Annotated in this window: 6 protein-coding genes; all 6 read left to right on the forward strand. The window is 66.5% G+C overall.

The genetic code is table 11. The features are described from left to right. Positions 1–222 (forward strand): DnaJ C-terminal domain-containing protein (locus WBA11_RS02530; protein WP_424519154.1); only part of this gene is annotated, 222 nt, incomplete at its 5' end. Positions 223–373: 151 nt separating this feature from the next. Next, positions 374–745 carry a hypothetical protein gene (locus WBA11_RS02535; RefSeq protein ID WP_424519155.1) on the forward strand — a complete coding sequence of 124 codons (372 nt, stop codon included), beginning with the start codon at positions 374–376 and terminating at the stop codon, positions 743–745. Positions 746–818: 73 nt separating this feature from the next. Next, complete coding sequence (locus WBA11_RS02540) at positions 819–1,262, forward strand: hypothetical protein (RefSeq protein ID WP_424519156.1); 444 nt, start codon at positions 819–821, stop codon at positions 1,260–1,262. A gap of 2 nt (positions 1,263–1,264) precedes the next feature. Then, a complete protein-coding gene (locus WBA11_RS02545) occupies positions 1,265–1,444 on the forward strand; it encodes a hypothetical protein (RefSeq protein WP_424519157.1) in 180 nt (59 codons plus the stop codon). 28 nt (positions 1,445–1,472) lie between these two features. Then, entirely contained in the window at positions 1,473–1,913 is a 441-nt protein-coding gene (locus tag WBA11_RS02550) for a hypothetical protein (RefSeq protein ID WP_424519158.1), read from the forward strand. A 134-nt stretch (positions 1,914–2,047) separates the two neighbouring features. After that, positions 2,048–2,448 (forward strand): MBL fold metallo-hydrolase (locus WBA11_RS02555; RefSeq protein WP_424519159.1); only part of this gene is annotated, 401 nt, incomplete at its 3' end.

Here is a 2,448-nt window from a genome sequence, read left to right on the forward strand (position 1 = left end):
ACGCGGCGATCGATCACGAGCGCGTACGGCCACACGATCAAGGTCCACATCCCGCCGGGGACCCAGCCGGGCGAGCGCTTGCGCCTTCGAGGCCAAGGCGTCGAGACGACGGCCCGCCGAGGCGACCTGTTCGTCGAGGTTCAAGTCACGGTCCCGCGTCAGTTGACGGACGAGCAACGCGAAGCTCTTTCGGAAGCGGCAAGAGGTGTAGGCCTCCTCTAGCTCCGACCTCGAGGACGAGACGGTGATCCGGGACAGCGCCGAAGCGCGGAGGGTGAGGTGCACCACCCTCCTCCCTCATGGCCCGCTACAAAGAGCCCGTCGTTCAAAGCGCGTTTGCGCCTCACCTCCAGACCGGAGAGACGCTCCAGTCGTGGGCGTACGGCGTGAAGATGCCCTCGATGCACTCATCTTCCCCCTGTTCCTGCTCGCGATCCTGCCCGGCGCAATCGCGGTGGCCTTGCTGACCAAGGAATACCTCGTGGGCCTGACGGACCGGCGCGTGCTCGTTTTGCGCGTCAAGGGCGGGAAGGCCGAGGTCGTCGAGGTCACGGAGTACGGCCTGGACGAGCGCGTCGCCGTTAAGGCCAAGACCGGGAAGCTGTCCGCGCACGTCATCATCGAGGACGAGGCGCGGCCGTTCCAGGCCAAGTTCGGCCGCATGGCGGCGCCGCAGAACTTCGAGCACGTCGCCGAGATCGTGTCCGCCCTCGAGGCGCCCGCACGCCGAGTGGTCGCGGCGTAGCCCGACCTCTGGGTCGGGGGATGGTCTCCCAACGCTCGGGACCGCGTAGGGACAGACACACACCCCTCCCGACATGAGCGTGAAGCAGAAGTTTATGGATCATCTGATCCGCTACCGAGACCCCGCCGCTCAGGCCGCGTTTGCACCACACCTCCGCCCCGGCGAGACACTCGAGACGTGGGCGTACGGCCAAAAAATGCCTTCACAGGTGGTCATGTTCTTGCTGGGGTGGCTGGTTCAAAAACTGCTGACGAAAGAGTACCTGATGGGTCTGACGGACCAGCGCGTGATCCTGCTACGCGTCAAGGGCAAGAAGGCCAACGTCCTCGAGGTCACGGAGTACGACCTCGGCACTGTCCACCCGGCCTCGATAGAAATCGTGAGAGGGTTCGGGGAGGTCACCATTGGGGAAGGCGACAGACCGTTCGAGGCGAAGTTCAACCCGGTCGAGGCACCCGACAACTTGGAGCACGCACAAGAGATCATCGCCGCGCTCCGGTCACCCGTCCCCGCTTAGCCGTGTCGACGACACAGCGCGTCTGCCCATCGTGCAAGGGACTCACGCCGTCCTCGAGGACGAGCTGCGCGCACTGCGGACGGCGGTTTCGGAACGAGATGGCCTGGAAGATCCCGCTCATCGTGCTCCTGTTCGTTCTGGCGATTGCCGCGAGCGTCCTGATCGAACTCGAGCCGTGGTAGCGCGCCGTCCTCGAGGCGGGGACGCGTCGTGAGGCGCTACGACGACCCGGTCGCCCAAAACGCGTTCGCGCCCCACCTCGAGGACGGCGAGGTGCTCGAGACGTGGGCCTACGGCGTCGACGTGCCGCGCCTCGCGACGCTCGTCCCGCTGTTGGCGATGCGGATGACGACGCACTCCCTCGTCGGCCTCACCACCCGATCCGTAATCGTCCTCGAGGTCGAGGGCCGAGACGCGGACGTCCTCGAGGTCGCGGCGTACGGCCTCGAAGACCGGCATCCGGCGCGGATCAACATCCACAGGCACAAGGCGTATCTCGCCATCGAGAGCCGTGAGGCCGGCGTACCCAACGAAGCTCGGCCCTTCTACGCCCTGTTCCACTGGCGAGGCACAGCCGACAACGTCGCCCGTGTCCGCAGGATCGCCGATGCGCTCGGCGCGCGAGAAGGCAAACCTGGGAACGGTCGGTGACGACCTCGAGGTCGCTCCGTTGATCGCGAGGCGCCATACCCCGAGGGAGCCATCGAGGTCGAGCCCGGTATCACCACGTCCGATCTCGGTGCGCGTCGTCCTCGGGGACGCGCTGCCACCTCTCCCCTGCTGCTATGACTCTCACCTTTTGGGGCGCCGCCCAAACCGTCACCGGATCGCTCCACTACCTCGAGGTCGACGGGACGCGGCTGTTCCTGGACTGCGGCCTCTATCAAGGGCGCCGCTCCGAGTCGCGCGAGCGCAACGAGGTCTGGCCGTGCGACCCGTCCACCGTCGACGCCGTCCTGCTGTCGCACGCGCACATCGACCACGCGGGGCTGTTGCCGAAGCTCTACCGCGACGGCTTCCGGGGGACCGTCTACGCGACGCACGCCACGCGCGACCTGTGCGCGATCATGCTGCGCGACAGCGCCTACATCCAGGAGAAGGACGCCGACTTTTTCAACCGCAAGATCCGTAAAAAGGGCGAGGAAGCCGTCGAGCCGCTCTACGACCAAGCGGACGCGGAGGGCGT

Source organism: Rubrivirga sp. (assembly GCF_049648075.1).
Classification (GTDB): domain Bacteria; phylum Bacteroidota; class Rhodothermia; order Rhodothermales; family Rubricoccaceae; genus Rubrivirga.